At 43.7% G+C, this 2,897-nt stretch carries 2 protein-coding genes and 2 pseudogenes; 3 read left to right on the top strand and 1 reads right to left on the bottom strand.

Annotated features, from left to right (window positions below; all coding sequences use genetic code 11):
* Nucleotides 1-231 precede the first annotated feature (231 nt).
* Nucleotides 232-1,251, top strand: coding sequence for a sensor domain-containing diguanylate cyclase (locus GTP27_RS23145; RefSeq protein ID WP_161041444.1), 1,020 nt, complete (start codon nt 232-234; stop codon nt 1,249-1,251).
* A gap of 63 nt (nt 1,252-1,314) precedes the next feature.
* Nucleotides 1,315-1,797, top strand: a complete 483-nt coding sequence (locus tag GTP27_RS23140) for an ankyrin repeat domain-containing protein (RefSeq protein WP_161041443.1) — start codon at nt 1,315-1,317, stop codon at nt 1,795-1,797.
* A gap of 437 nt (nt 1,798-2,234) precedes the next feature.
* Here the strand turns inward: GTP27_RS23140 and GTP27_RS23965 are convergent.
* Nucleotides 2,235-2,399 (bottom strand): annotated as a pseudogene (locus GTP27_RS23965) (IS21 family transposase); the annotation flags it as partial.
* A gap of 36 nt (nt 2,400-2,435) precedes the next feature.
* Here GTP27_RS23965 and GTP27_RS23135 point away from each other — a divergent pair.
* Nucleotides 2,436-2,897 (top strand): annotated as a pseudogene (locus tag GTP27_RS23135) (IS5/IS1182 family transposase); the annotation flags it as partial.

Raw genomic sequence — 2,897 nt, 5'->3', positions numbered from 1 at the left:
AGTTCAACGGGAAACGGGTACTGCTTCTTGGTTTTTGGCTTCTTAGTGGTCATTACGTCGGTCATGGAAAATCCCTTTCGGTATTATTTCATGACCCCGGATTCACACAAAAATTCTGACAGGCTCACAACTCCGCCGATTTCTATGACAGAATAGAAAACATAGCAAGGTGAAAGCCTTATCCTATTTCCTTGAAGGAAAATTTCCCTATCTCATAGCAAAGGACTTTGTATGTTTGGCGACCAGCGTTTCCCTTTAAAGTCGCTCGATGCAAGCGTTTTTCTAGCTATCATCAACATGCAAACAGAGATAGCTCGTTGTGGGATGGACCTAGGCGAGGTTTTGACGCTGGTTTGCGAGAGAGTACAAGAAATAACATCAGCGTCAGCAGCAATCATTGAGATTGCTGACGGCACTCAGATGGTCTACCGAGCGGCCTCCGGTACCGCTACAGGCTTGTTGGGATTACGTATGGCAATCGAAGGCAGCATGTCCGGTTTGTGTGTAAGAACTGGCAAAGCAATGGTTTGTGTCGATTCGGAAACGGATGATCGAGTTGACCGGATCTCTTGCCAGGTTGCTGGCGTACGCTCAATGGTTGTTGTGCCGTTAGTGCATAACATGCATTCGGTTGGCGCGCTTAAGATAGCATCTGGAAAGCCTAATTTCTTCACTGCGAAGGAAGTTACGATTCTTGAATTGGTTTCGGGTGTTATTGCAGCTGCAATGTACTATTCGACGCGCTACAGTTCTGATGAACTCTATCATAGTGCCACGCATGACTCTTTGACAAATTTACCTAACCGTTCATTTTTTTATGAACGATTACGTTTTTCCATAGCACAATCATTTCGCCATAAAACTAAATTCGCATTGTTAAGCCTTGATATGGATGGTTTAAAGCAAATTAATGATGGCTGCGGGCATCGATGTGGAGATGCTGCGATTGTTGAATTTGCTAATAGACTAGCGGGAGCTATTCGGGAAACTGATTTTGTTGGGCGCTTGGGGGGTGATGAATTTTCCGTTATTTTAAGCGGTGTAGAAAATATAGAGTCTGTTAAATTTAAAGTAGCCTCATTGAATAATGTAATCGAACGTCCTTTTTCGTTTGAAGGCTTAGATTTATTGATTCGAGCAAGTACTGGTATCGCAATTTATCCTGATGATTCCACTGAACTGATAGGTTTAATTGAAAAGTCCGACGAAGACATGTACAAGACAAAGAGGAATCGAAAAGAACAGGTTTAACTATTTTATGAATTTATTCTTTCGAATTATTAGTTAATTTCTGCACTATCAATAAAAAGAACAATGAAAAATTCATTGACTATGGCTTTTTTTTCTGCCGCTAGGGCGGGGGAGATTAAAAAATTAAAAGCTCTTATTCCTCTTGTCGATGTCTTACATCGTGATGCGGAGGGACGTACTGCATTGATGCTTTCTGCTGGGATGGGACATGATCATTGCGTAGATTTTCTTTTATCTCAAATCGATCCTAAGTTGGTTGATTTCGAAAAATGGACAGCATTGATGCGGGCTGCTGTGTTGGTCGCTAACACTTGTCCTGTTCGGCGACTAAAATGTCTTAAGCTTTTGGTTCCTTATAGCGACATTGATGCTGCTAATTCTTACGGCTCGACAGCCTTAATGTGCGCTATAAAATCTCGGTATTCTTTGGGTGTCGATTATTTAGCCATGTATTCGAATCTATCCCGTGTTAATATAAAAGGTCAGTCGGCGCTCGATATTGCCAATTATCTTGGCACTGAATCATATATCGATATTTTGGTATAAGTTCATGTTTAGTGAGAGAATTTATGGATGATTTTTCAAATGGGTCTCTAATAAGATTTGAAGTTGAAGGAAAGTCCTTTTGTTGTGAATGTAGTTTGTTAAGCAAACCTAGTATTATTGAAGTTGCAATGACAATACAGAATTCATTTTCTAAAAATATGTGGATACAGGTGGATTTCGACAGAAATAGTCAGCAAGAGTTAAAGGTAAATAGTTTTTTTAGAATCAACGGAATTCGGATTCTATCTATTGATCCAATTTGATAATATCCGAATAAGTTCAATATTTGCTATTCACAGCAGCGTCTAAAGGCAAATGTTTAGACGTATACCAGAACCCGAGTCATAACGCCTTCACTCTGAAACTGTCATTTCCATGGAACGACTGTCGTATGTTGTTCGTTTGCTCGCAGAATTGACCCATTCCAACTGACCCGCCTTCCACTGCCTGGCAAACGCCGCCACGCGGTCGTATGAACCTTCATAGCCGAGCTCTTTCAGTTCCAGGTGGAGCTGCTTCAAATTACGCCGTTGCTTACGAGGCTTTGTAGTCTCGGCCTTTAACCAGCCTGATAGCTGCACCGAGTATTTATCCAAACCACTAGATTATCGCCGCTCCGCATAGGAGGGCTCTGTAGTTTGACGGGACGCCTGACACCTGACTTCAAGACGATAGCGAATTTCCGAAGGGATAACGGCAAGGGCATTCGGAATGTCTGCCGCCAGTTCGTCGTGCTCTGCCAACAACTGGACCTATTCTCAGATGCGGTCGTTGCGATTGACGGCAGTAAATTCAAGGCTGTCAACAGCAGCGATCGAAACTTCACCAATGCCAAGCTAAAGCGCAGGATGGAAGAGATTGAGGCCAACATCAGCCGCTACCTGGTAGAACTCGACACGGCTGACAGGCACGAACCAGCGGCGGCAGAAGCACGCAGTACCCGTCTCAACGACAAAATTGCGGCGCTGAAGGCGCAGATGGCTACGCTCAAGGAAATTGAAGCGAAGCTCGAAGCGACCGGAGAAACGCAGATATCACTCACCGACACTGACGCGCGCTCAATGAAGACGCGCGGCGCAGGGATCGTTGGCTACAACGTG

The sequence above is a fragment of the Duganella qianjiadongensis genome (assembly GCF_009857915.1).
GTDB lineage: Bacteria > Pseudomonadota > Gammaproteobacteria > Burkholderiales > Burkholderiaceae_D > Rugamonas > Rugamonas qianjiadongensis.
The sequence above is the reverse complement of the archived record's forward strand: the minus strand, read 5'-3'. Positions and strand labels throughout refer to the sequence as shown.

Coding starts and splice junctions, on each gene's coding strand:
- GTP27_RS23145 (WP_161041444.1), top strand. CDS start 232: ATGTTTGGCGACCAGCGTTTCCCTTTAAAGTCGCTCGATGCAAGCGTT.
- GTP27_RS23140 (WP_161041443.1), top strand. CDS start 1,315: ATGAAAAATTCATTGACTATGGCTTTTTTTTCTGCCGCTAGGGCGGGG.